The 24459-nt window shown below is 70.8% G+C and carries 22 protein-coding genes; 18 read left to right on the top strand and 4 right to left on the bottom strand.

The window, feature by feature from the left end; genetic code table 11:
• Window positions 1–2: 2 nt before the first annotated feature.
• The 3 genes from GB932_RS10190 to GB932_RS10180 all read right to left on the bottom strand — a co-directional run bounded on the left by GB932_RS10190 (window position 3) and on the right by GB932_RS10180 (window position 3498).
• A complete protein-coding gene (locus GB932_RS10190) occupies window positions 3–1235 on the bottom strand; it encodes an acyl-CoA dehydrogenase family protein (protein WP_156760582.1) in 1233 nt (410 codons plus the stop codon).
• A gap of 96 nt (window positions 1236–1331) precedes the next feature.
• Entirely contained in the window at window positions 1332–2003 is a 672-nt protein-coding gene (locus GB932_RS10185) for a helix-turn-helix domain-containing protein (RefSeq protein WP_197517417.1), read from the bottom strand.
• A gap of 13 nt (window positions 2004–2016) precedes the next feature.
• Window positions 2017–3498, bottom strand: coding sequence for an APC family permease (locus tag GB932_RS10180; protein ID WP_156760580.1), 1482 nt, complete (start codon window positions 3496–3498; stop codon window positions 2017–2019).
• A gap of 202 nt (window positions 3499–3700) precedes the next feature.
• Between GB932_RS10180 and GB932_RS10175 the strand changes: the two genes are divergently transcribed.
• The 6 genes from GB932_RS10175 (at window position 3701) to sucD (ending at window position 10253) form a co-directional block, all read left to right on the top strand.
• Complete coding sequence (locus GB932_RS10175; RefSeq protein WP_231916113.1) at window positions 3701–5182, top strand: APC family permease; 1482 nt, start codon at window positions 3701–3703, stop codon at window positions 5180–5182.
• Between the two features lie 38 nt (window positions 5183–5220).
• The gene (locus GB932_RS10170) at window positions 5221–7194 is read left to right on the top strand and encodes a primary-amine oxidase (protein ID WP_156760579.1); all 1974 of its coding nucleotides are present in this window, start codon (window positions 5221–5223) and stop codon (window positions 7192–7194) included.
• 1 nt (window position 7195) lies between these two features.
• A complete protein-coding gene (locus tag GB932_RS10165) occupies window positions 7196–7696 on the top strand; it encodes a hypothetical protein (RefSeq protein ID WP_156760578.1) in 501 nt (166 codons plus the stop codon).
• Window positions 7697–7823: 127 nt separating this feature from the next.
• Complete coding sequence (locus GB932_RS10160; RefSeq protein WP_156760577.1) at window positions 7824–7979, top strand: hypothetical protein; 156 nt, start codon at window positions 7824–7826, stop codon at window positions 7977–7979.
• A 176-nt stretch (window positions 7980–8155) separates the two neighbouring features.
• The gene (gene sucC, locus GB932_RS10155) at window positions 8156–9322 is read left to right on the top strand and encodes an ADP-forming succinate--CoA ligase subunit beta (protein WP_156760576.1); all 1167 of its coding nucleotides are present in this window, start codon (window positions 8156–8158) and stop codon (window positions 9320–9322) included.
• Window positions 9323–9350: 28 nt separating this feature from the next.
• Window positions 9351–10253, top strand: a complete 903-nt coding sequence (gene sucD, locus GB932_RS10150; protein WP_156760575.1) for a succinate--CoA ligase subunit alpha — start codon at window positions 9351–9353, stop codon at window positions 10251–10253.
• Between the two features lie 69 nt (window positions 10254–10322).
• Here sucD and GB932_RS10145 read toward each other — a convergent pair whose 3' ends face one another.
• Window positions 10323–11672 carry an aminotransferase-like domain-containing protein gene (locus GB932_RS10145; protein WP_156760574.1) on the bottom strand — a complete coding sequence of 450 codons (1350 nt, stop codon included), beginning with the start codon at window positions 11670–11672 and terminating at the stop codon, window positions 10323–10325.
• Between the two features lie 132 nt (window positions 11673–11804).
• On the opposite strand from GB932_RS10145, the gene GB932_RS10140 reads away from it, so the two are divergent.
• Genes GB932_RS10140 through purH form a run of 12 tightly spaced genes read left to right on the top strand, consistent with a single transcriptional unit; the run spans window position 11805 to window position 24429 of the window.
• Window positions 11805–12653, top strand: coding sequence for a nitrilase-related carbon-nitrogen hydrolase (locus GB932_RS10140; protein ID WP_156760573.1), 849 nt, complete (start codon window positions 11805–11807; stop codon window positions 12651–12653).
• Between the two features lie 11 nt (window positions 12654–12664).
• Complete coding sequence (hydA, locus tag GB932_RS10135) at window positions 12665–14101, top strand: dihydropyrimidinase (protein WP_156760572.1); 1437 nt, start codon at window positions 12665–12667, stop codon at window positions 14099–14101.
• A gap of 10 nt (window positions 14102–14111) precedes the next feature.
• Window positions 14112–15128, top strand: a complete 1017-nt coding sequence (locus GB932_RS10130) for a TIGR03842 family LLM class F420-dependent oxidoreductase (RefSeq protein WP_156760571.1) — start codon at window positions 14112–14114, stop codon at window positions 15126–15128.
• A complete protein-coding gene (locus GB932_RS10125; protein ID WP_231916111.1) occupies window positions 15125–15994 on the top strand; it encodes an ABC transporter permease in 870 nt (289 codons plus the stop codon). The genes GB932_RS10130 and GB932_RS10125 overlap by 4 nt, the downstream gene beginning before the upstream one ends.
• Window positions 15991–16800 carry an ABC transporter ATP-binding protein gene (locus GB932_RS10120; protein WP_156760570.1) on the top strand — a complete coding sequence of 270 codons (810 nt, stop codon included), beginning with the start codon at window positions 15991–15993 and terminating at the stop codon, window positions 16798–16800. The genes GB932_RS10125 and GB932_RS10120 overlap by 4 nt, the downstream gene beginning before the upstream one ends.
• On the top strand, window positions 16797–17591 hold the full coding sequence (locus tag GB932_RS10115) for an ABC transporter permease (protein WP_156760569.1): 795 nt from the start codon (window positions 16797–16799) through the stop codon (window positions 17589–17591). The genes GB932_RS10120 and GB932_RS10115 overlap by 4 nt, the downstream gene beginning before the upstream one ends.
• A 35-nt stretch (window positions 17592–17626) precedes the next feature.
• Window positions 17627–18763, top strand: a complete 1137-nt coding sequence (locus GB932_RS10110; protein WP_156760568.1) for an ABC transporter substrate-binding protein — start codon at window positions 17627–17629, stop codon at window positions 18761–18763.
• The gene (locus GB932_RS10105) at window positions 18760–20070 is read left to right on the top strand and encodes an aspartate aminotransferase family protein (RefSeq protein ID WP_156760567.1); all 1311 of its coding nucleotides are present in this window, start codon (window positions 18760–18762) and stop codon (window positions 20068–20070) included. The genes GB932_RS10110 and GB932_RS10105 overlap by 4 nt, the downstream gene beginning before the upstream one ends.
• A gap of 26 nt (window positions 20071–20096) precedes the next feature.
• A complete protein-coding gene (locus tag GB932_RS10100; RefSeq protein ID WP_156760566.1) occupies window positions 20097–20855 on the top strand; it encodes an SDR family oxidoreductase in 759 nt (252 codons plus the stop codon).
• Window positions 20856–20909: 54 nt separating this feature from the next.
• On the top strand, window positions 20910–22202 hold the full coding sequence (locus GB932_RS10095) for a cell division protein PerM (RefSeq protein ID WP_156760565.1): 1293 nt from the start codon (window positions 20910–20912) through the stop codon (window positions 22200–22202).
• A gap of 9 nt (window positions 22203–22211) precedes the next feature.
• A complete protein-coding gene (gene purN / locus GB932_RS10090; RefSeq protein WP_156760564.1) occupies window positions 22212–22790 on the top strand; it encodes a phosphoribosylglycinamide formyltransferase in 579 nt (192 codons plus the stop codon).
• 31 nt (window positions 22791–22821) lie between these two features.
• The gene (purH, locus tag GB932_RS10085) at window positions 22822–24429 is read left to right on the top strand and encodes a bifunctional phosphoribosylaminoimidazolecarboxamide formyltransferase/IMP cyclohydrolase (RefSeq protein ID WP_156760563.1); all 1608 of its coding nucleotides are present in this window, start codon (window positions 22822–22824) and stop codon (window positions 24427–24429) included.
• Window positions 24430–24459 lie beyond the last annotated feature (30 nt).

The raw sequence follows: 24459 nt of genomic DNA, 5'->3' as shown, positions 1-24459 counted from the left end.
CGCTATACGAAGGCGCCGACGCCTGTGATGTCGCGGCCGATCAGCAGCGCCTGCACGCTCTCGGTGCCCTCGTAGGTGTGCAGCGCCTCGATGTCGGCGAGGTGCTGCATGACCCGGTTCTCGAGCAGGATCCCGTTTCCGCCGAGCATGTCGCGCGCCTCGCGGGCGATGTCGCGCGCGGCGCGCGTGTTCGTGTACTTCGCGAGCGACGCCTGCGTCGGGCGCAGCGCGCCGGCGGCTTCGAGGTCGGCCAGGCGCCGGCAGAACAGCTGCATCCCCGTCAGCTGCGAGAGCATGCGCGTGAGGCGCTCCTGCACGAGCTGGAAGCCGGCGAGCGGCCTGCCGAACTGGATCCGTTCGCCCGCGTATTGCAGCGCGGCCTCGTAGCAGGCGGTCGCGTGCCCGAGCGCCGACCAGGCGACGCCTGAGCGGGTCGCGAACAGCACGCGCGACGTGTCGGAGAACGCGTGTGCGCCGGGGAGGCGTGCGTCGAGGGGGAGCCGCACGTCGTCGAGGCGGATGTGCGCCTGGTGGATCGCGCGCAGCGACACCTTGCCCTGGATGACATCGCCGCGATAGCCAGGGATGTCCTGGGGGACGAGGAAGCAGCCGACGCGTCCGTGGTCGGCGTCCGACGCGTCGTCGATCCGCGCCCAGACGAACGTGATCCCGCCGGAGGCGCCGTTGCCGATCCACTTCTTCGCCCCGCGGAGCACCCACGCCTCGCCGTCGCGTCGGGCGGTGGTCTCCAGCCCCGTCGAATCGCTGCCGTGGTCGGGCTCGGTCAGGGCGAAGGATCCGGGGACCTCGCCGTGCGCGAGCGGCCGCAGCCAGCGCTCCTTCTGCGCGTCGCTGCCGTACAGCGCGAGGGTGCGCAGCGCGAGGCCGCCCTGCACCGCCTGCACGGTGCCGAGGGATCCGTCGCCGCGCGAGAGCTCCATGTTCACGAGGCCCGCCGCGAGCGGGGAGAGCCGCGTGAGTCCGTCGTGCTCGACGCCGTCGGTGAGGATGTCGTGCCGTCCGAGCGAGGCGAGGATCCGCTCGTGCGGATACTCGGCGCGCTCCCACGCGTCGATCAGGTCGTCCGCCACCTCGTCGACGACGGCGCGTGCGCGCCGCCACGCACCGCGATCGTCGTCCGAGAGATCCGCGAACACGCCGTAGTAGTCGGTGTCGAGGGGGCCGGTGATGTCGTACGAGCTCACGCGCTCGCCGGGGAACTGCTCCGTTGCCATGACGGCCAGGCTAGGGCGGGTGTCGTACCAGGGCGAGCCCGCTGTCGGGAGCCTACAAACGCCCGCGCCGACTCACGGCGTTCGAGCGGAGGGAGATCAGACCATCAGGGCCGCGACTCTGTCCGCGCGCACGGCGCCGGACCGCGCGAACCACAGGATGGCGTCGAGGTCGTCGCTCGCGCCCCCGATGCAGAGCGCGGCCACGAGGGTGCCGTCGTCCGCGCGAATCGGGAGGGCAGCGCATGCGCGTCCCGGCAGCAGGTCCTCCATCTGGAAGGTCAGCTCGGATCGGGTCCGGTGGCGCTCGGCATCGCGCAGTCGTCCCGCCGCCGACCGGTCGGGCGCACGCGCGAGCGCGCCAGGGAGCGCATCCGAGCGCGCGTCGACGTCGACAGCGACGATCGCGTCGCGATCGAACCCGAGCACGTGCACGACGAGCGGACCCGCGGAGGACCGCAGTCGCGAGAGCTCCTCGCGCACCGCGCGCGTGGCGCGCAGGGGAGCAGGTGTCGCGACCGCACCCGCGAGATCGACGACCTTCCGACCGAGCGCCAGGCCCGAGATGTCGGCGAGGCGTACGAGGTACTCGTCCTGCACGAGGAGGTTCACGAGGCGATAGACCGTGGCGCGCGGCATCGCGAGCCGATCGACGAGCTCGCGCACCGTCACGCCGGGGCCCGCCCGCGCGACCTCTTCGAGGACCACGAAGGCCGAGCGGATCGCGCGGGGCTGCTTGGCGTGCAGCCCCTGTTCGTCACGCAGGCTCATGCGGATCCGTGCCCTATGGACGCTCGCCGGAGCGCGCGGTGGGCTCTCCGCCCAGCAGATCGGATGTGATCGGCACATCGTGCACGGCCCGCACGAGCCGTGTCGAGCGCCGACGCACGATCGTGAGCGTCGCGATGGCGGCGACGAGCACGCCGGCGAACGCAGCGACGCCGACGCCGCTGAGGGAGCTGCCCGCCACGGCGATGAACGTCACGAGCACCCCGCCGAGCACGACGACCGCGATCGCAGCGCGCGCGATGGGCCAGAGGGTCGCCTCGCCGATCCGCACGAGGAAGATGGGTGCCGAGGCGCAGACGAGCGCGTACGCGAGGATGAAGCTCGCCCCTGATGCGACGAGCAGCGTGTGCATCGCGAGCGACAGATCGGCGCCGACCGCGCGCAGCGCGACGGGCACGGCCACGAGCAGAGGGACGGCAACCGCGATGGCGCCGCGCGGTGCGCCCGTGCGCGGGGAGGTACGGCCGATGGACACGGGGAGAAGCCCCTCATGCGCCATGGAGAAGACGATGCGCACGATGGCGGTCGTCGCGGCGACGGCGGCGGCGAAGAACGACACCGCGATCAGGAGATCGAGGGCGGTGACGATCCATGGAAGGTCGATCGCGCGCGCGATGTCGCCGAGCGGCGCGTCCGACTCGCCGAGCTCGATCCCGAGCGAACGGAATGCCGAGACCTCGGTGAGCGCCACGACGACGAAGAGCACGCCTGCCGCCGCGACGGTGCACAGGAGCACGCGCGGGATCGTCGCGAGCGGCCGCTTCGCCTCGACGCCGAGCGATGCGGCGCTCTCGAAGCCCACGAATGCGGTCATCGCGATGACGATCCCGAGCGGCAGACTCGGGAGGTCCTCCGGTGTCGGGAGGACGGCGGCGAGGTCGAGCGGCACGCGCGCGAGCGTCGTCGCGACGAGCGCGAGGATGGCGGTGACGGTGACGATCTCGATGACGAGCGTCACGCGCGCCGACAGGCGGATCCCGCCGAGCAGAATCCACGCGAACGCGCCCCCGAGCGTGACGAGCGCCACGACCCCCGTGGCGCGACCGTCCCCCAGGACGGGAAGCGCCGAGACGAGGAAGTGCCCGGCGGCGAACAGCTCGAACACGGTGACGAATCCGTAGCCCAGGAGGAGCGCGGCGCCGCCGACGACCGATGCGCGTCGGCCGAGACCCAGCGCGATGAATGTGTAGAGCGATCCCGCGGCCGAGACACGGCGCGCGAAGACGTTGATGCACGTCGCGACGGCGAGGCTCACGAGTGCTGCGATGACGATCGACAGGACGGATCCGCCCGCCGCGACCGCGACCGTGATCACGGGAACCGTCGTCGCCGCGGCTGCGGGGGCGAGGCCGGCGACCGACTGGCCGAGGACGTCGAAGAAGCCGACGCTTCGCCGCGCGAGACCCGACAGCGCGGACGCATCCTGAACGCCGGGAACGGGGTCAGGGCGCGCGATGGCGCGGGCGAGTTCCTCCACGGTTCGGCCTCCTCGTGTTCGAGCTGTCGCGAGGCTACCGGCGCGGCGTTACGTCGGCGTGTCTCCTGTTCGCCTCGCAAATGAGACACCCCGTCCCGTTTGATCGCGACATCTGGTCGCATCGGCGCAACGACGGGGCAAAGGCCGCCCGCCAGGATCGGTCTCGCTCCGCATCATCCGCACCGACCGTCGGAGGCCCTCCGTGTCCACCACCACCCGCATCCCCCGCGAGGCCGAGAGGCCGCGCACATTGTCCGGCAGCCTCGGCGTCGGCGCGATCGTCCTTATGGTCGTGGCGGCCGCCTCGCCGCTCACCGTCATCGGCGGCGCAGCGCCCCTCGGCGTCCTGCTCGGCAACGGCGTCGGCTTCCCGAGCCTGTACCTGCTGTCCGCCGTCGTGCTCGTCCTGTTCACCGTCGGCCTGTCGGCGATGTCCCGCGCGATCCCGCGCCCTGGCGCCTTCTTCACCTACATCGGCCACGGTCTCGGGCGCAGCGCCGGCGTCGCCGCGTCGTGGCTCGCGATCCTCACGTACACCTCGATCCAGGCCTGCGTCTACGGATACATCGGCGCAGTGCTCGCGAGCACCGTCGCGGGACTCGGCGGCCCGACGATCCCCTGGTGGCTCTGCGGCCTCGCGGTCGTCGCCCTGACCGGCGTGCTCGGCTACAACCACATCGACCTGAGCGCGAAGGTGCTCGGCGTGCTCCTGCTCGCCGAGGTCGCGATCGTGCTGGTCCTCGTCGTCGCCGTCGTCCTCAGGGGCGGCGCGGAGGGCCTCTCGCTCGAGCCGTTCGCCCCCGACAACGTCGTCTCGGGAGCGCCGGGAGTCGGCCTCATGTTCGCGATCGCGGCCTTCATCGGATTCGAGTCGACGGCCGTGTTCCGCAGCGAGGCGAAGGATCCGGATCGCACGGTCCCGAAGGCGACCTACATCGCCTGCGCAGGCGTCGGCGTCTTCTATGCGTTCGCCAGCTGGGGGCTCGTCATGGCGTGGGGGCCGTCGCAGGCGGTGGACACCGTCGCGGCCGACTACGAGAACGTCGTGATCCTCACGACCGCCCTGTACCTCGGTCCCATCGGACAGATCATCATGAACGTGCTGCTGATCACGAGCATGTTCGCGTGCATCCTGTCCTTTCACAACGTGCTCACGCGCTATCAGCACTCCATGGCGTCCGCGCGCCTCCTGCCCACCGCTCTCGAGCGCGTGCACCCGACGCACGCGTCGCCGCACCTGTCCTCGCTCGTGCAGTCCGCGACGGCGGCCGCCCTCGTCCTCCTGTTCGCGATCCTCGGACTCGATCCCGTGCTGCACGTGTTCACCTGGTTCGCCGGCGTCGCGACCCTCGCGATCGTCATCCTCATGGCCGTCACGTCGATCGCCGTGATCGTCTGGTTCCGCCGCGCCTCCGCGGCCGGCCGCGTGTGGAACACGCTCGTCGCGCCCGTACTCGGATTCGTCGGGCTCGTCGCGTGCGCCGTCGCGATCATCGCGTACTTCCCGCTCATGGTCGGCGACGTCGACGCGGCGGGAGATCCTGTCTTCGGCGGGGTGAGCATCTTCCTCCTCGCGCTCATCGCGGCCTTCGCGCTCATCGGCGTCGTGCAGGCGCAGATCCTGAAGCGTCGCTATCCCGAGCGCTACGAACTCGTCATCTCGACCATCGCCGAGGGCGCATGAGCGCCCCGACGCCGACCTCTCAGACAGGAGTCACGACAATGACCATCGACATCTCTCGCACGACGGGCGTCACCCATCCCCTCGACGTGCTGACGGCCGACGAGATCTCCGCGGCGCGCGAGACCCTGGACGAGGCGGGGCTGGTGACCGCCGACACGCGATTCGCGCACGTGAGCCTCGTGGAGGCCCCCAAGTCCGAGGTGATGGCGTTCCGGGAGGGCGATCCGATCATCCGTCAGGTGGCGGCGACGCTGGTCGATCTGACGACGGGGCGCGGCACGATCGTCGTCGTGGATGTCACGTCCGGATCGATCGTGTCGACGCACGAGATCGACGCGGCCACGCAGGGGCAGGCGGCGATCCTCGACGAGGACTTCGCGGAGATCGAGGACTGGCTGCTCGCGAGCGACGAGTGGACGGCCGCGCTCGCGCGGCGCGGCGTGGATCCGAGGAAGGTGCGTGCGGTGCCGCTGTCGCCCGGCAACTTCGGGCGTCCGGCCGAATCCGAGCGTCGCATGTGCCGAGTGCTGGGCTTCGTCCAGAACGACGAGAAGGACCTCCCGTGGGGTCATCCCGTCGACGGGCTCGTCGCTCATGTCGACCTCGTCACGCACGAGGTCTTCGAGGTCATCGACTCACAGGATTATGATGTGCCGCATGAGCGCTCGGAGTGGGACGCCGCGCCTCACGGCGACGGCGCTCCGCGCACGGACATGAAGCCGATCGAGATCACGCAGCCCGAGGGGGCGTCATTCTCGGTCGAGGGCAACAGGATCCGCTGGGCGGATTGGGAGCTCCGCTGGTCGTTCGACCCGCGCGAGGGGCTCATCCTGCACCAGCTGGGCGTGAGGGACGGCGCGCGGGTGCGCCCTGTGATCTACCGAGCGTCGGTCGCGGACATGGTCGTGCCGTACGGCGACCCGCAGCCCGCGCGTCGCTGGATCAACTACTTCGACCAGGCCGAGTACATCTTCGGCCGCTACACGAATTCGCTTGAGCTCGGTTGCGACTGCCTGGGGGAGATCACGTACTTCGACGCGGTGGTCGCCGATGAGAGGGGAGAGCCGCGCACCATCGACAACGCGATCTGCCTGCACGAGGAGGACTACGGCGTGCTCTGGAAGCACACCGACATCTTCAACGGCATGGCCCAGACACGCAGACAGCGCCGCCTCGTGATCTCGTTCTTCGTGACCATCGGGAACTACGACTACGGGTTCTACTGGTACCTGTACCTCGATGGCACGATCCAGCTCGAGGCGAAGGCCACCGGCATCGTGTTCACCTCGGCATACCCGGGCGAGGGCTATCCGTATGCGACCGAGATGGCCCCCGGCCTCGGCGCACCCGTGCATCAGCATCTGTTCTCTGCCCGGCTCGACATGGCCGTCGGCGGCGGCGAGAATGCGGTCGACGAGGTCGATGTCGTCCGCGTGCCGGTGAGCGAGGAGAACCCGTTCGGCAACGCGTTCGCGCAGAAGAAGACGCGCCTGACGTCGGAGGCGAGCGCCCAGCGCACGGCCGATAACCTCGTTGATCGACATTGGCTGGTCACCAGCACGCAGGAGAGGAACCGTCTCGGTCAGCCGACGGGCTACGCCCTCCACCCGGAGGGCAGACCGCTGCTGCTCGCGGATCCTTCCAGCGCGATCGCGCACCGAGCCGCGTACGCGACGAAGCACCTGTGGGTGACGCAGTACGCCGACGGTGAGCGGTGGCCCGTCGGCGAGGTCGTCAACCAGAGCCCGGTGACGGGAACGCCCGACGGGCTCCCGACCTATGTCGCCGCGGACCGCCCACTCGATGGCGAGGACATCGTGCTGTGGCACACGTTCGGGCTGACGCACTTCCCCCGCGTCGAGGACTGGCCCGTGATGCCTGTCGACTACACGGGCTTCACCCTCAAGCCGGTCGGGTTCTTCGATCGCAACCCCGCCCTCGACGCGCCCGCAGCGGCTGCGCCGCACTGCGCGACGGGTGACGCCGCCGGCCGCGAGGGGCACTGCCACTGACATGGGAGCGCTCCACCTCGTGATGGTCGCCTCAGGGGCGGTGTGCGTCGCGTGCGCTGCGACCGCCCGCCCCCGCGCGTCGGTGACCGCGGTCGTCGGTGCGGTCGTCATGCTCGTGGCGATGATCGATATGGCCGGCCCCGGCGTTCTCGCCCAGGTCGCGTGGGGGCTCGCGCTGCTGGGCGCGGCCGTCGCGGGAGGGGCCGCGGCCCGGATCCGCGGGGGCCGAACCGCCGCCCTCGCCGAATCTCCGCGGCTCGTGGGGCTTGCGCTCATGGCGCTGCTCGTGGTCGGGGGCGGGGCGCACGACGGATCCTCATCGGCCCACCACCACGGCGGCCCGGACGTCGTCGCGGTCGCCACGATCTCGGCGCTCGCCTACGGCGCGTGGATCGTCGTCCTGCTCGTGCGCGACCGCCGCGCTCACCGGAACCACGCCGTCGACCGGGCGTCGATGGCGGTGATGGTCGCCGCGATGGCGCTCATGCCGGCCATCGCGTGATGCCGGCGGCTCGGGGGAGAACCGACTGGGCCTCCGCGTCCGCGCCGCGATCGACGCGCTCGTCGGCGTGTGACGTCGCCGACACCCGGTAGGCTGGGATCAGACTTTTCCGGAGGGCTGTTCCATCATGATGTTCATTCTCGCGCTGATCCTGTTCCTCGGCGGGCTGTTCCTGTTCGCCGTCGCGTTCATGGTCACCTCGTTCCAGGGCGTCATCTTCGCCCTCGGCATCATCGCCGTCTGCCTCGCGATGGCGCTCCCGATGTTCAGGAGCGCACGGTAGCGACCCGCACGCATCCCCATCGCCCCGCCGCCTTCGGGCCGCGGGGCGTCGTCGCGTGAACGAAGCGTTTTCCGCGCGGTAGTAGGGTGGAAGCCGGTCGAGATCTCTCGACATCGAGACAGTCCAACCCACGAGCGCGGCTGCCTCTTTCCCGTGCCCCACCGAAGGAATGCAACGTGGATCTCTACGAGTACCAGGCTCGAGACCTTTTCGAGAAGTACGAGGTGCCGGTGCTCGCCGGCATCGTCGCCGACACCCCCGAGGAGGTGAAGGCAGCGGCCGAGAAGATCGGCGGCGTGGTGGTCGTCAAGGCGCAGGTGAAGACCGGAGGCCGCGGCAAGGCGGGCGGCGTCAAGGTCGCGAAGAACCCCGATGAGGCGTACGAGGCCGCGAAGGCGATCCTCGGCCTCGACATCAAGGGCCACGTCGTCCAGCGCGTCATGGTCGCGGCGGGCGCGAACATCGCAGAGGAGTTCTACTTCTCGGTCCTGCTCGATCGGGCGAACCGCTCCTACCTGTCCCTGTGCAGCGTCGAGGGCGGCATGGAGATCGAGCAGCTCGCGGTCGAGAAGCCCGAGGCGCTCGCGCGCGTCGAGGTCGACCCGCTCGTCGGCATCAACAGGACCAAGGCCATCGAGATCGCGAAGGCCGCGAACTTCCCCGACGAACTCGTGAGCAAGGTCGCGGACGTCTTCGTCAGGCTCTATGACGTCTACAAGGGCGAGGACGCGACGCTCGTCGAGGTCAACCCCCTCGTCCGCACGGCCGAGGGCGACATCATCGCCCTCGACGGCAAGGTGTCGCTCGACGACAACGGCTCCGAGGTGCGCCACCCCGGCCATGAGGAGCTCGAGGACAAGGGCGCGGCGGACCCGCTCGAGGCGAAGGCCAAGGAGTCCGGGCTCAACTACGTGAAGCTCGACGGCGAGGTCGGCATCATCGGCAACGGCGCGGGCCTCGTCATGTCGACGCTCGACGTCACCGCCTACGCGGGCGAGAACCACGGCGGCGTCAAGCCCGCCAACTTCCTCGACATCGGCGGCGGCGCGAACGCGCAGGTCATGGCCGCGGGCCTCGACGTGATCCTGGGCGACCCGCAGGTCAAGAGCGTCTTCGTCAACGTCTTCGGCGGCATCACGAGCTGTGTCGCGGTGGCGGAGGGCATCGTGAAGGCGCTCGAGATCCTCGGCGACGCGGCCACGAAGCCGCTCGTCGTGCGCCTCGACGGCAACCAGGTCGAGGAGGGGCGCGCGATCCTCGCGGACGCGAACCACCCGCTCGTCACCCTCGCCGCAGGCATGGACGAAGGCGCCGACAAGGCCGCCACGCTGGCGAACGCCTGAGACGAACAGATCGGATAAGGACAAGAGAATGTCGATCTACCTGAACAAGGATTCGAAGGTCATCGTCCAGGGCATCACGGGCGGCGAGGGCACCAAGCACACCGCGCTGATGCTGAAGGCCGGCACGAAGGTCGTCGGCGGCGTGAACGCGCGCAAGGCCGGCACCACCGTGACGCACGAGACGGCGCACGAGGGCGAGGTCGAGCTGCCCGTCTACGGCACGGTCGCCGAGGCGATGACGAAAGCGGGCGCCGACGTGTCCGTCGCGTTCGTCCCGCCGAAGTTCACGAAGGACGCGATGATCGAGGCCATCGACGCCGAGATCCCGCTCCTCGTCGTGATCACGGAGGGCGTGCCCGTGGGCGACGCCGCCGAGGCGTGGGCCTACGCGAAGTCGAAGGGCAACAAGACCCGCATCATCGGCCCCAACTGCCCGGGCATCATCACGCCCGACGAGGCGCTCGCCGGCATCACGCCCGCGAACATCACGGGCAAGGGCCCGATCGGCCTCGTGTCGAAGTCGGGAACCCTGACGTACCAGATGATGTTCGAGCTGAACGACTTCGGCTTCTCGACCGCCATCGGCATCGGCGGCGACCCGGTCATCGGCACGACGCACATCGACGCGCTCGAGGCGTTCGAGAATGACCCCGATACGAAGGCGATCGTCATGATCGGCGAGATCGGCGGCGACGCCGAGGAGCGCGCGGCCGAGTACATCAAGGCGCACGTGACGAAGCCGGTCGTCGGCTATGTGGCGGGCTTCACGGCACCCGAGGGCAAGACGATGGGCCACGCCGGCGCGATCGTCTCCGGCTCCGCGGGAACCGCGTCCGCCAAGAAGGAGGCCCTCGAGGCCGCCGGCGTGAAGGTCGGCAAGACGCCGAGCGAGACCGCCCAGCTCATGCGGGAGATCCTGCAGGCGCTGTAAGCACACGCCGCATCGCAGGCGCCCCGTCGGATCCGTCCGGCGGGGCGCTTCGCGTTGTCCGGGAGCGCCCTACTGCGCGCGGGCCGCGCGGGCGACGGCCGCGGCGACCGGCGCGGGATCCGATGCGAGGGCTCCGATCGTCACCCGGATCCGATCGGTCGCGTCGGACAGCGTGAAGGCGCTGCCGGCCGCCGCGCGGATGCCCTGCGCCGCGAGCGAGACGATGGCGGCGCGCTCGTCGGCGACGGGGATCCAGGAGTTGATGCCGTCGAACGCGGGCGCGTCGCCGCCCAGCTCCGCCGAGAGGGCGGCCGCGAAGCGGCGCTGCCGCGCGGCGTAGGTGGCGCGCGCGAACGCGAGATCGGCGATCGCCTCGCCGTCGACGAGCAGCTCGGCGACGATGCGCTGGATGAGCCGCGGCGTCCACCACGCCCCGAGCGTGCGCCGCGCCTCGATGCGCTCGACGACGGCGTCGGGGCCGCCGAGCGCGGCGATGCGCAGATCGGGGCCGTGCGACTTCGAGAACGACCGCACGACGATCGTCTGCTCGGGCAGCGATGCGGAGAGCGACACGGCGGCCGCCTGGGCGATCGCATCGGAGTGGTCGTCCTCGATGATCGTGACCGCGGAGCCGCGGGGCGAGCGCCGGAGGACGTCCGCGAGCTCCTCCGCCCGCGCGGCGGTCATGGACGCGCCGGTCGGGTTCTGCGCGCGCGGCTGCAGGATCGCGGCGCGCGGGCCCCGTGCGAGAGCGTCGGCGAGAGCATCGGGGAGCATGCCGTGCTCGTCCATGACGACGGGGACGGCGACGAGGTGCAGCGCCTCGAGCAGGTCGTGGAACGGCGGGAAGGTCGGCTCCTCGACGATGACGCGGTCGCCGAAGCGGGTCAGCTGCTGCAGCGACCGGTCGATCGCGTCGAGCGCGCCGTCGAGGACGGTGAGGCGGTGGGAGGGCGCGGGCCATCCCTCCCGCAGCTGGCGCTCCAGGGCCGGCAGGACGGGGCTGTCGTGATAGCTCGCGGTCCCGGCGCGCGGCGTCGCGCGCGCGAACGCCCGGGCGAGGTCGGGCAGGAGGGCCGGATCCGGCGTGCCGCGGGAGAGGTCGAGACGGGCCGGTCCGACATGGCCCGCGAGGCGGCGCGTGTGGGGCGTGACCGCATCGGTCTCGGTCTGGCGGATGAACGTGCCGGCCCGTCCTCGCGCGACGATCGACCCCGCGCCCGCGAGCGCCTGCCATGCGGTCGACACCGTCGCGGGGCTCACGCCGAGTGCCCGCGCGAAGTCCCGCACCGTCGGGAGCCGGTCTCCGGGCGCGAGCGAGCCCTCGGCGATGAGGGCCGCGAGCGTCGTCGCGATGCCGGTGGGCGTGGGGGTGTCGACGCGCTGCGCGAGCACGCCGGCCGTCGCGAGAGGGGTCACGCTGTCGATCCTGCCGCGGATCCGAGGGCGCGGACGGGGAATTAACCGCGGCGGTCGCCAGAGAAATATCAGAGAAATGTTCAGGCGGAACAGTAACGCATCATCGACCGGACGCGACGACGGAGGATCCCCATGACGCTTGTGAGAGCAGCCATCAGCCAGACGACCTGGACGGGCGACAAGGCGTCGATGCTCGACCGCCACGAGCAGTTCGCCCGCGAAGCGGCGGCCCAGGGGGCGCAGGTGATGAGCTTCCAGGAGCTGTTCTACGGGCCGTACTTCGGCATCACGCAGGATCCGAAGTACTACCGCTACGCGGAGCCCGCCGACGGGCCGATCGTGCAGCGCTTCGCCGACGTCGCGAAGGAGACCGGGATGGTCATGGTGCTTCCGATCTACGAGGAGGCGATGACGGGGGTCTACTACAACAGCTCGGTGCTCGTCGACGCCGACGGTTCCGTGCTCGGCACCTATCGGAAGCACCACATCCCGCACGTCGAGAAGTTCTGGGAGAAGTTCTACTTCCGCCCCGGGAACCTCGGCTATCCCGTCTTCGAGACCGCGATCGGGCGGGTGGGGATGTACATCTGCTACGACCGGCACTTCCCCGAGGGCTGGCGCGAGCTCGGCCTGAACGGCGCCGACATCGTCTTCAACCCGAACGCGACGAAGCCGGGCCTGTCGAACCGGCTGTGGGAGCTCGAGCAGCCGGCGGCCGCCGCGGCGAACCAGTACTTCGTCGCCGCGCCCAATCGCGTGGGCACGGAGGACAACGAGTACGGCGACGAGGCCGTCACGTTCTACGGCCGGAGCCAGTTCTGCGATCCGCGCGGCAACCTCGTCGGATCCTACGGCTCCGCGTCCGACGAGGAGGTCCTCGTGCGCGACCTCGACTTCTCGCTCATCCGCGAGGCACGCGACAGCTGGCAGTTCTACCGCGATCGGCGCCCCGACTCGTACGCCGCCATCCCCACGCCCTGAGAGGAACCCCCATGACAACGACACTCATCACGGGCGGGACTCTCGTCAGCGCGACGGGTCGCGGTCTCGCCGACGTCCTCGTCGACGGCGAGACGATCGCGGCGGTCCTCGAGCCCGGATCGCAGCTGCTCGGATCCGATCTGACGCGCGCCGTCGATCACGTCATCGACGCGACCGGGAAGTATGTCATCCCGGGCGGGATCGACGCGCACACCCACATGGAGATGCCGTTCGGGGGCACGTTCGCATCCGACACCTTCGAGACCGGGACCCGCGCGGCCGCCTGGGGCGGCACGACGAGCATCGTCGACTTCGTCGTGCAGTACCCCGATCAGAACATCCTCGACCAGCACGCGCTGTGGCAGGAGAAGGCCGCCGGCGCATGCGCGATCGACTACGGATTCCACCAGATCCTCTCCGATGTGCAGCCGTCCTCGCTCACGGCCATGGACGAGCTCGTGGCCGAGGGCGTGACGAGCTTCAAGCTCTTCACCGCCTACAAGGGAGTGTTCCTCTCCGACGACGGGCAGATCTTCCGGGCCTTCCAGAAGGGCGCCGAGAACGGCGCGATGATGATGATGCACGCCGAGAACGGCTCCATCATCGACGTCCTGCAGGAGCAGGCGCTCGAGGCCGGTCGGACCTCGCCGGAGTGGCACGGCCTCACGCGGCCGTGGCAGACGGAGGAGGAGGCCACGCACCGGGTCATCTCGATCGCGGACCTCACGGGCGCGCCGCTGTACGTCGTGCACGTGTCCGCGAAGCAGGCCGTCGAGCAGATCGCGGCGGCGCGCGACCGCGGGATGAACGTGTTCGGCGAGACGTGCCCCCAGTACCTGTACCTCTCGCTCGAGGAGCATCTCGCCGCGCGGAGCGAGGAATGGGGTGAGTTCGAGGGCGCCAAGTACGTGTGCTCGACGCCGCTCCGGTCGCACGCGCACGGCCACCAGGACGCGATGTGGCAGAGCCTGCGCACGAACGACATCCAGATGGTCTCGACCGACCACTGCCCGTTCTGCATGAAGGAGCAGAAGGAGCTCGGCCGCGACAGCTTCGCGAAGATCCCCAACGGGATGGGGAGCGTGGAGAACCGCATGGACCTCATGTACCAGGGGGTCGTCGACGGCCGGATCACGCTCGAGAGGTGGGTGGAGATCACCTCCACGACGCCCGCGCGCATGTTCGGGATGTACGGGCGGAAGGGCGTGATCCAGCCCGGGGCCGACGCCGACATCGTCGTCTACGACCCGAACGGGCACACGTCGATCGGCGTCGGGGGAGCGCATCACATGAACATCGACTACTCCGCGTGGGAGGGATTCGAGATCGACGGACACGTCGACGTCGTGCTCTCCCGCGGGACGGTCGTCGTCGACGAGTCGGGGTACATCGGCCGAGCCGGTCACGGGCGCTACATCAAGCGCGGTCTGAGCCAGTACCTGAGCTGAGGGAGAGAACATGGACTTCGGAGTCGTGCTGCAGAACGATCCGCCCGCGTCGCGCGTCGTCGACCTGGCCGTGCGGGCGGAGAACCACGGGTTCAGCCACGTGTGGACCTTCGACTCGCACCTGCTCTGGCAGGAGCCGTATGTCGTGTACAGCCAGATCCTCGCGGCGACGCGGAAGGTGAAGGTCGGGCCGTTCGTGACGAACCCGGCGACGCGCGACTGGACGGTCACGGCGTCGCTGTACGCGACGCTCAACGACATGTTCGGCAACCGCACGGTGTGCGGGATCGGGCGAGGCGACAGCGCGGTGCGCACCTTGCAGGGACGCCCGTCGACACTGAAAGAGCTGCGCGAGGCCGTGCACGTGATCCGCGAGCTCGCGAACTCGCGCGCAGTCGAACGGCACGGATCGACGATCCGCTTCCCGTGGTCGACGGGCAGCGAGCTCGAGATGTGGGTCGCGGCATACGGCCCGCGCGCGCTGCAGCTCACGGGCGAGGTGGCGGACGGCTACATCCTGCAGCTCGCGGACGTCGACATCGCCCGGTGGATGATCGGGACGGTCCGCGAGGCCGCGGAGCGCGCCGGCCGCGACCCGGACAGCATCACCTTCTGCGTCGCGGCGCCCTTCTACGTCGGCGACGACTGGGAGCACATGCGCGACCAGACCCGCTGGTTCGGCGGCATGGTCGGCAACCACGTCGCCGACATCGTCGCGAAGTACGGATCATCGGGATCCGTGCCGCAGGCGCTGACCGACTACATCGCGGGGCGCACGGGCTATGACTACAACTCGCACGGCCGGGCCGGCAACGACCACGTCGACTTCGTCCCGGACGAGATCGTCGACCGGTTCTGCATGCTCGGCACACCCGCGCAGCACCTCGAGAAGCTCGAGCGGCTGCGTGAGATCGGCGTCGACCAGTTCGCCGGCTATCTCCAGCACGATGCCAAGGAGGAGACGCTGCGCGTGTACGGCGAGACGATCATCCCGGCGATGCGCGAGAGCGTGAGGGCGACCTCGTGAGCGCGCCGGCCGCGGCGCGCAGGCGGATGATCGCCTGGGGCATCGCGGGCTTCGCCGCCGTCGCCCTGCTGTGGGAGGCCGTCCGGCTGCTCGGCCCCGCCGACGGGGTCACGATCGGGGCGGTGCGGGTCCTGCCGCGCGCCACCGACCTCGCGATGCCGCACGTGTGGGACATGATCGCGCGCCTCATCGGATCCGAGACGGCGTCGTCGCGCGCGGAGCCGCTGTGGCTCGTCATCGCGCAGGCGTCGGCGACGACCCTCGGGATCGCGGCGGTGGGGCTGCTCGTGGGTCTCGCCGTGGGGGTGGCCTTCGCGATCGCGATGCTCGCCTCGCCGATCGCCCGCATGTCGCTCCTGCCGTGGATCGTGCTGAGCCAGACCGTCCCCCTCATCGCATTCGCGCCCCTCGTCAGGTCGATCGGCGCGCAGGCGGGATGGACGGACGAGATGAGCGTCGCCGTCATCGCGAGCTATCTCGCGTTCTTCCCCGTCGCGGTCGGCGCGCTGTCAGGATTCGACGCGCCCGACCGGATCCATGTCGAGCTGATGCGCACCTACGGCGTGGGGTGGTGGGGGACCCTCCTGCGACTGCGCCTCCCCGCCGCCGTCCCGCACCTGCTCACGGCGCTCCGGCTCGCGGCGGCGGGCGCCATCGTCGGCACCGTCGTCGCCGAGGTCTCCACGGGCATGCGGGGCGGGCTCGGTCGCCTCGTCATCCAGTTCGCGGGTCAGGCCTCCTCGGACCCGCCCAAGGCGTGGGCGCCGGTATTCGGCGCCATCGTGCTGGGGCTCGTCGCCGCCGCGACCGTCGCGGCGGCCGGCGGGATCCTGAAGGACTTCCGACGCGTGGAGGCATCCGCATGAACGACCTCGCTCCCGCCGTCGCCGTGCGCGGCGTCGACCGCATCTTCGACGCGAAGGACGGGCGCGTGCACGCGCTGAGCGGCGTGGATCTCGACGTCGCTCCCGGCGAGTTCGTCTCGCTCATCGGCCCGTCGGGATGCGGCAAGTCGACGCTGCTCCGCCTGATCGCCGACCTCGACCGGGCGAGCAGCGGATCCGTCGAGGTCTTCGGCAAGCCCGCCGCGGCGGCGCGCATCGACCAGGACTACGGCATCGCCTTCCAGCAGGCGGGCCTGCTGCCGTGGCGCACCGTCGCCGCGAACGTCGGGCTCCCGCTGCAGGTGCACGGGATCGGCCGGCGCCGCCGGGACGAGCGCGTCGCCGAGCTGCTTGAGATGGTCGGCCTGGCCGAGTTCGCCGACCGCTTCCCGGATCAGCTCTCCGGAGGCATGCAGCAGCGCGTCGCGATCGCCCGATCGCTCGCCGAGAAGCCGCGGCTGCTGCTGATGGACGAGCCGTTCGGCGCGCTCGACGAGATGACCCGCGAGAAGATGCAGTCTGACCTGCTGCGGATCCGCGCCGAGACGGGCGCGGCGGTCGTCTTCGTCACCCATTCGATCCCGGAGGCGGTGTACCTCTCCGACCGCGTCGTCGTGATGTCGCCTCGGCCGGGGCGCATCAGCGAGATCGTCTCGATGGATCTCGTCGACACGGCGCATCGCGCCGACGCCCTGCGTGAGGATCGCGGCTACTTCGACATGATCACGGCCGTCCGAGAATCGTTGCACGGCGGCGAGATCGCGGCGCGCGGAGTGGAGACGCGATGACCACGGCGGCGGGTGCGGGTGTGCGCCGGACGGCGTCGGGATGGTGGCCGGTCGTCTGGCCCGTCGCGCTCGGCGTCGCGGGCCTCGCCGTGTGGCAGTCGGCCGTCACGGCCGGCGTCGTCGACGGATACGCGCTGCCGAGCCCGGCGGCGATCGCCGCGGAGTTCGCCGCGTTCCTCCCGGCGATCGTGGAGGGCGCCGGCGTGACGGGCGTCAACACCCTCGTGGGCCTCGTCGCGGGATCCGTCGTCGCGATCGCACTCGCCGCCGTCGCCGCGAGCACGCGGCCGATCGACGGCATGCTCGCCCCGATCGTCGCGGCCCTCGCCGTCGTGCCCATCGTGGCTCTCGCCCCCGTTCTCAACACGATGTTCGGGGCTGACAGCCAGACCGGACGGCAGATGATCGCGGGGATCGCGACCTTCACGCCCGTCTTCCTCGGGACGCTGCGCGGGCTGCGCCAGACGGCGCCCGTGCACCGCGACCTCATGCGCGCGTGCGCCGCATCGGGATGGCAGACGTTCCGCGCCGTGACGCTCCCCACGGCCACGCCCCACGTGGTCACGGGAATCCGCGTCGCGAGCTCGCTCGCCGTGATCTCCGCACTCGTGGCCGAGTACTTCGGCGGGCCGCGGGGCGGGCTCGGCGGCCTGATCTCGACCTACGCCGCGCAGAGCGCGTATGCCCGCAGCTGGGCGTTCGTGTTCGGCGCGATCCTGCTCGGCGTGCTGTTCTACGCCGCCACCTCGGTGATCGAGCGCGGCGTGAACGCCCGCCTCGGACACCGCTGAACATCGAATCGCTCACACGAAGGGGAACACCGAACATGAACAGCACCACGGGCCGCCTGACGGCCATCACGGCGACGGGGGCTGCCGCCGCCCTCGCGCTCGCCGGATGCTCCTCGGTCGACGACGCACCGGACGCCGACGGGCTCACGCCCATCTCCCTCCAGCTGCAGTGGCTGCCGCAGGCGCAGTTCGCCGGGTACTTCGCGGCGCAGGATCAGGGCTTCTTCGAGGAGGAGGGGCTCGAGGTCGAGATCATCGAGTCGGGCGGCGACATCGTCCCACAGGACGCGCTCGTGAGCGGCGACGTCGACTACGCCGTCGCCTGGGTCCCCAAGGTGCTCGGATCCATCGAACAGGGCGCGGCCGTCACGAACGTCGCGCAGATCTTCCAGCGCTCGGGCACGCTGCAGGTCGCGTGGGCGGACGCGGGTATCGACTCGGTGTCCGACTTCGAGGGGAAGAGCATCGGCTCCTGGGGTTTCGGCAACGAGTGGGAGATCTTCGCGGCGATGGCCGCGGAGGGCCTGGACGCGTCGACCGTCGACGTCATCACGCAGAGCTTCGATATGAACGCCTTCCTCTCCGGCGACATCGACGCCGCGCAGGCGATGACGTACAACGAGTACGCCATGCTGCTCGAGACCGTGGATCCCGACACGGGCGAGCTTCACCAGCCGGACGACTTCTCGGTCATCCCCTACGAGGGCACAGCAGGTGGGATGCTCCAGGACGCGATCTGGGCCGACAGCGATCGGCTCGCCGACGACGAGGCCTACCGCGAGACGACTGTCGCGTTCCTACGCGCCGTCATCAAGGGGTGGGCGTTCGCGCGCGACGACGTCGAGGCGGCGGCGGACATCACGATCGAGGCCGGTTCCAGCTGGGGCGCGGGGCACGAGCTGTGGATGGCGAACGAGACCAACAAGCTCGTCTGGCCCGCTGAGAACGGAATCGGCCACATCGACGAGGCGGCATGGGATCGCACGGTCGCCGGGGCGCTGGCCGCCGTCAACGAGCAGGGCGCCCATCTCATCACCGAGGAGCCGCCCGCGTCCGCCTACACGAACGACTACGTCCAGCAGGCGCTCGACGAGCTCGAGGCCGAGGGTGTCGACGTCCACGGGCTCGAGTTCGCGCCGATCGACGTGGACCTCGCCGAGGGCGGCGCGTGAGCGAGCTCGCGCAGCGCGCGCGCGACCTCGACCGGCACGTCTTCCACTCCTGGTCGGCCCAGGGAGCGCCCGCCGGGATGGTGATCGCGGGCGGGGCCGGCACCAGGGTGTGGGACCACGACGGCCGCGAATACCTCGACTTCTCGAGCCAGCTCGTCAACGTCAACATCGGCCACGGGCACCCGCGCGTCGTCGAGGCGATCCGGCGGCAGGCGGGCGAGCTCGCGACGATCGGACCCGCGACCGTCAACCTCACGCGCGGCGAGGCGGCGCGGCGGATCCTCGACAGGGCCGGCGGCGACTTCGACACGGTGTTCTTCACGAACGGCGGCGCCGATGCCAACGAGAACGCGATGCGCATGGCGCGCATCGTCACGGGACGCGACAAGATCCTCAGCCAGTACCGCAGCTACCACGGGAACACCGGGGCGGCGATCGCGGCGACGGGCGACTGGCGGCGCGTGCCCAACGAGTTCTCCCGCGGCCACGTGCACTTCTTCGGGCCCTTCGCGTATCGGAGCGAGTTCTGGGCGGACTCGCCCGAGCAGGAGTGCGAGCGCGCGCTCGAGCACCTCGGCCGCGTCATCGCGGCGGAGGGGGCCGACTCCATCGCCGCGATCCTCCTCGAGGGCATCCCCGGGACGGCGGGCGTCCTCGTCCCGCCCGCGGGCTACCTCGCCGGCGTGCGCGAGGTCTGCGACGCGAACGGGATCCTGCTGATCGTCGACGAGGTGATGTCCGGATTCGGCCGCGCGGGGGAGTGGTTCTCGTGGCACAGCGACGAGACGAACCCGCAGGGGATCGTCCCCGACCTCGTCACCTTCGCGAAGGGAGTCAACTCGGGGTACGTGCCGGTCGGCGGCGTGCTCCCGGCGCCGCACGTCGCGGGCCGCTTCGACGAGACGGTCTTCCCCGGCGGGCTCACCTACTCCGGACATCCGCTCGCGGCGGCGTCGATCGTCGCCGCCCTCGACGCGATGACCGAGGAGCGCATCGTCGAGAACGCGCGGCGCATCGGATCCGTCGCGATCGGGCCGGGGCTCCGAGACCTCGCCGAGAGACACTCCGTCATCGGCGAGGTCCGCGGGCTCGGAGTCTTCTGGGCCGTCGAGCTCGTGAGCGACCGCGCGACGCGCGAACCGGTCCCGGACGAGGCCGTCGCGCGGGTGAAGGCGCTCCTGCTCGAGAACGGGGTCATCCCGTTCACGGCCGCGAACCGCATCCACGTCGTCCCGCCGTGCACCGTGAGCGAGGCCGAGGTGGGCGAGTTCCTCATCGCCCTCGACACCGCGCTCGGCGCCCTGTGACGAACTCCCTCACGACAGGAGGAACCATGACCCACACACCCCTGCGCGCCCTCGTCACCGGGGCGTCGAGCGGAATCGGCGCGGCGACGGTGCGGCGGCTGCGGGCCGACGGCTGGCAGGTCGTCGCCTCGGCCCGCCGGCGCGAGCGCCTCGAAGAGCTGGCCGCCGAGACCGGCTGCGAGATCGTCGTCGCCGACCAGACGGATCCGGGATCCGTCGCCGCCCTCGCGACGACCGTCGCCGACGACGGGCCGCTGCACGCCCTCGTCAACAACGCCGGAAACGCCTTCGGCCTCGAATCGGTGGACACGGGCGACATCGACAGGTGGCGCGCGATGTACGAGCTGAACGTGCTCGGCACGCTGCGCGTCACGCAGGCGCTGCTGCCGGCGCTGCGCGCCTCGGGGCGCGGGGACATCGTGACGATCACGTCGACGGCCGCGCACGGCGAGTATCCGGGCGGCGCCGGATACACCGCGTCGAAGCACGCCGAGCGCCAGATGGTGAAGACGCTGCGCCTCGAGCTCGGCGGAGAGCCGATCCGCGTGATCGAGATCGCGCCGGGCGCGACCGCGACGGAGTTCTCCCTCGTGCGCTTCGACGGCGACGCCGAGAAGGCGGCGGCCGTGTACGCGGGGTACGAGCCGCTCGTCGCCGAGGACATCGCGGACGCGGTGGCCTGGACGGTGACCAGGCCGCACCACGTGAACGTCGACACCCTGATCATCCGCCCGCGCGCGCAGGTCTCGAACACGCAGACCTTCCGGAGCACGTCGGGCGGGTGAGCTCCCGCGAGCCGGAGGGGATCCTCGGTCGGCGCCGGGTAGCCTCGAACGGCTATGCAACGAGTCCTGGTCGCCGCCCTCGCCGCCGTCGATGCGCTGGTCGCCGCGTGCGTGGGGCTCGCCGCCGTGCTCGCGCCGTTCACCCTGCTGTGGATCGCCGTCTTCCGCGAGGCCGCCGCGTGGGACGCGCTGTGGCCCGCGACCGCGCGGGTCTGGCAGCTGGGCCACCTCGTGCCCGTGCACATCGGCCTCGGCGACACCGCCGCCGATCTCGGCATCCCGGACGACGGATCCGCGTTCTGGGTGAGCGTCGCGCCGCTGCTGTTCGCGGCCTTCACGCTGCTGTTCGCCGCCCGATCGGGGCGCCGCGCGGCGGCCTCGGGCGCGTCTCTCGTCGGATTCGGCGCGGGAGTGCTGACGATCGCCGCATTCTCCGCGCTCGTGGCCGTCACGAGCGCGAACCCCGTCGCCGAGGCCTCGACCTGGCAGGCGATCGTCCTGCCGACCGCCGTCTACGCGGCGGGCCACCTCGGCGGCATCGTCCGCGCGGCATGGGGCGAGGGCGACGGCGGCGCGATCGATCGCATCCACGAGATGCTCGACGGCTGGGGGCCCGCGTGGCGCGAGGTCCCCGCGCTCGTCGTGAAGGGCGCGACCGTCGTGATCGTCGGCCTCGTCGGCGCGGCCGCCCTGCTGTTCGCGGCGCTCGTCGCCCTGCGCGGCGGCGAGATGATCAGCCTCTTCGAGCGGGCGCAGGTCGACGCCGTCGGGGCGACCGCGCTCACCCTCGCACAGCTGGCCTATGTGCCGACCCTGCTGGGGTGGGGCGTGGCCTGGTTCGCCGGCCCGGGATTCGCGCTCGGAACCGGAACGGCCGTCTCGCCATCCGGCACCTCGCTCGGCGTGGTGCCCGGCGTGCCGATCCTCGGAGTGCTGCCCGAGAGCGGATCCGGGTGGATGCTGCTCGCCGTCCTCCTTCCGGTCGCTCTCGGCGCGCTCGCGGGATGGATCGCCCGCCGGGCATACGCGCACGACTGGGCGTTCGACGGCGATGGGCACGAGCACTTCTCGCCGCGGGTCGCGATCGCGGCGGGCATCGCCGTCTGCTCCGGCGCCGCCGCGGCGATCATCGCGGCCGCATCATCCGGGGCGATGGGGCCCGGGCGCCTCGCCGATGTCGGGCCGGATCCCGGCCCTGTCGCCCTGACCATCGGGCTCGAGGCGCTCGTCGGCGCCGCGATCCTCCTGCTCGCCCCCATGCGCCGGCCGATCACAGAAGCCGACTGGGCGGAGCTGGGAGATGACGACGAGCCCGCCGCGTCGGAGGCTCCCTCGGGCCGTGCGTAGACTGGACGCGTGCTGAACGTCGCCGTCCTGATCTCGGGTGCCGGATCGAACCTGCGCGCGCTGCTCGATGCGGCCGACGAGCCGGACTACCCCGCCCACATCGTCGCGATCGGCGCCGATCGCGACGCGGACGGGCTGCAGCACGCGGCCGACTTCGGCATCCCCTCGTTCTCGGTGCCCTATCGTGCCTACGCGTCGCGCGACACCTGGGGCGAGGAGCTCGCGACGCAGCTGCGCGCATGGTCGCCCGACCTCGTCGTGCTCAGCGGACTCATGCGCCTGCTGCCCGAGAACGTCGTCGCCGAGTTCGGGCCGCAGATCATCAACACCCACCCGGCCTACCTCCCGGAGTTCCCCGGGGCGCACGGCGTGCGCGACGCGCTCGCCTCCGGGGCAGGGCAGACGGGCGCGAGCATCATCCAGGTCGACGACGGCATCGACACCGGCCCGATCCTCGCGCAGGAGCGCGTCGCGATCGAGCCCGGCGACACCGAGACGACCCTGCACGCGCGCATCAAGCCCGTCGAGCGCCGGCTGCTCATCGACGTCGTGCGGCGCATCGCGACCGGCGACATCGATCTCTCGTAGACCCCCACACCGACACGCACAAGGAGACCTCATGGCCGGCCCGAGCCACGACCCCTCGCTCTACCGCCACCGCGACGTGGTGCCGATCACGCGGGCTCTCGTGTCCGTCAGCGACAAGACCGAGCTGCTCACGCTCGCGAAGGCGCTCGCCGATGCAGGCGTCGAGATCGTCTCGACGGGCTCGACGGCGAGCCGGATCCGCGAGGGCGGCCACGAGGTCACCGACGTCGCCGACGTCACCGGAATCCCCGAGATGCTCGACGGGCGCGTGAAGACGCTGCACCCGAACGTGCACGGCGGCCTCCTCGCCGACCTGCGCCTCGAGCACCACGAGACGCAGCTCGCCGAGTACGACATCCTCCCCTTCGACCTCGTCGTCGTGAACCTGTACCCGTTCGTCGAGACCGTCGCCTCGGGCGCGCAGGGCGACGACGTCGTCGAGCAGATCGACATCGGCGGCCCCGCGATGGTGCGGGCATCGGCGAAGAACCACGCCAACGTCGCGATCGCCGTGAGCCCCGACTCGTACCCGACGATCATCGACGCCCTCGCGAACGGCGGTACGACGCTCGACACCCGCAAGCAGCTCGCCGCCCGCGCCTTCGCCCACACCGCGGCCTACGACACGGCCGTCGCGCAGTGGTTCGCCGAGGAGACGATGGGCGGGGGAACGGAGCTCCCCGAGCACCTCACGGTGCAGGCCGACAAGATCGAGGACCTGCGCTACGGCGAGAACGCGCACCAGCGCGCCGCCATCTACACCCGCGTCGGCGGGCACGGCATCGCCCAGGCCGAGCAGCTGCAGGGCAAGCCGATGTCGTTCAACAACTACACCGACGCCGACGCCGCCCTGCGCGCCGCCTACGACATGGTGATGCCGGCCGTCGCGATCATGAAGCACGCCAACCCGTGCGGCCTCGCGATCGCCGACCCCAAGGCGCTCGACCCCATCGCGAGCGCGCACCTGCGCGCGCACGAATGCGACCCCCTCTCGGCGTTCGGCGGCGTCATCGCGGCGAACCGTCCCGTCACGCTCAAGATGGCCGAGAACCTCCGCGACATCTTCACCGAGGTCATCGTCGCGCCCGACTTCGAACCCGCCGCGCTCGAGCTGTTCTCGGCGAAGAAGAACCTGCGCGTGCTCAAGCTGCCCGCCAACTGGCGGCAGGAGCGCATGGACGTGCGCCTCGTCTCGGGCGGCCTGCTGCTGCAGGACGCCGACCTCTTCCCCGACGACGACTTCGAGTCGGTCGCGAAGAACTGGGAGCGCGTCGCGGGCGACGAGCCCGACGTCCCGCTCGCCGACCTCGTCTTCGCGTGGAAGTCGTGCCGCGCCGTCAAGTCGAACGCGATCGTCCTCGCTCGCTCCTCCGCCACGGTCGGCATCGGCATGGGGCAGGTCAACCGGGTCGACTCGTGCCGCCTCGCCGTCGAACGCGCGGGCGACCGCGTCGAGGGCAGCATCGCCGCCTCCGACGCGTTCTTCCCCTTCTCCGACGGCCCCGAGGTGCTCATGGACGCCGGCGTGAAGGTCATCATCCAGCCCGGCGGATCCGTCCGTGACGAGGAGACCATCGCCCTCGCGAAGGCCCGCGGCGTCACCATGTACTTCACGGGCGAGCGGCACTTTTTTCATTAGGCAACTGGATCTCGTCGCCGAAGGGGTGGC

The organism is Microbacterium karelineae (assembly GCF_009745985.1).
Taxonomy (GTDB): Bacteria; Actinomycetota; Actinomycetes; order Actinomycetales; family Microbacteriaceae; genus Microbacterium; species Microbacterium karelineae.
The sequence above is the reverse complement of the archived record's forward strand: the minus strand, read 5'-3'. Positions and strand labels throughout refer to the sequence as shown.

Coding starts and splice junctions, on each gene's coding strand:
- GB932_RS10190 (WP_156760582.1), bottom strand. CDS start 1,235: ATGGCAACGGAGCAGTTCCCCGGCGAGCGCGTGAGCTCGTACGACATC.
- GB932_RS10185 (WP_197517417.1), bottom strand. CDS start 2,003: ATGAGCCTGCGTGACGAACAGGGGCTGCACGCCAAGCAGCCCCGCGCG.
- GB932_RS10170 (WP_156760579.1), top strand. CDS start 5,221: ATGACCATCGACATCTCTCGCACGACGGGCGTCACCCATCCCCTCGAC.
- GB932_RS10165 (WP_156760578.1), top strand. CDS start 7,196: ATGGGAGCGCTCCACCTCGTGATGGTCGCCTCAGGGGCGGTGTGCGTC.
- GB932_RS10160 (WP_156760577.1), top strand. CDS start 7,824: ATGATGTTCATTCTCGCGCTGATCCTGTTCCTCGGCGGGCTGTTCCTG.
- sucD (WP_156760575.1), top strand. CDS start 9,351: ATGTCGATCTACCTGAACAAGGATTCGAAGGTCATCGTCCAGGGCATC.
- GB932_RS10140 (WP_156760573.1), top strand. CDS start 11,805: ATGACGCTTGTGAGAGCAGCCATCAGCCAGACGACCTGGACGGGCGAC.
- hydA (WP_156760572.1), top strand. CDS start 12,665: ATGACAACGACACTCATCACGGGCGGGACTCTCGTCAGCGCGACGGGT.
- GB932_RS10130 (WP_156760571.1), top strand. CDS start 14,112: ATGGACTTCGGAGTCGTGCTGCAGAACGATCCGCCCGCGTCGCGCGTC.
- GB932_RS10120 (WP_156760570.1), top strand. CDS start 15,991: ATGAACGACCTCGCTCCCGCCGTCGCCGTGCGCGGCGTCGACCGCATC.
- GB932_RS10115 (WP_156760569.1), top strand. CDS start 16,797: ATGACCACGGCGGCGGGTGCGGGTGTGCGCCGGACGGCGTCGGGATGG.
- GB932_RS10110 (WP_156760568.1), top strand. CDS start 17,627: ATGAACAGCACCACGGGCCGCCTGACGGCCATCACGGCGACGGGGGCT.
- GB932_RS10100 (WP_156760566.1), top strand. CDS start 20,097: ATGACCCACACACCCCTGCGCGCCCTCGTCACCGGGGCGTCGAGCGGA.
- GB932_RS10095 (WP_156760565.1), top strand. CDS start 20,910: ATGCAACGAGTCCTGGTCGCCGCCCTCGCCGCCGTCGATGCGCTGGTC.
- purH (WP_156760563.1), top strand. CDS start 22,822: ATGGCCGGCCCGAGCCACGACCCCTCGCTCTACCGCCACCGCGACGTG.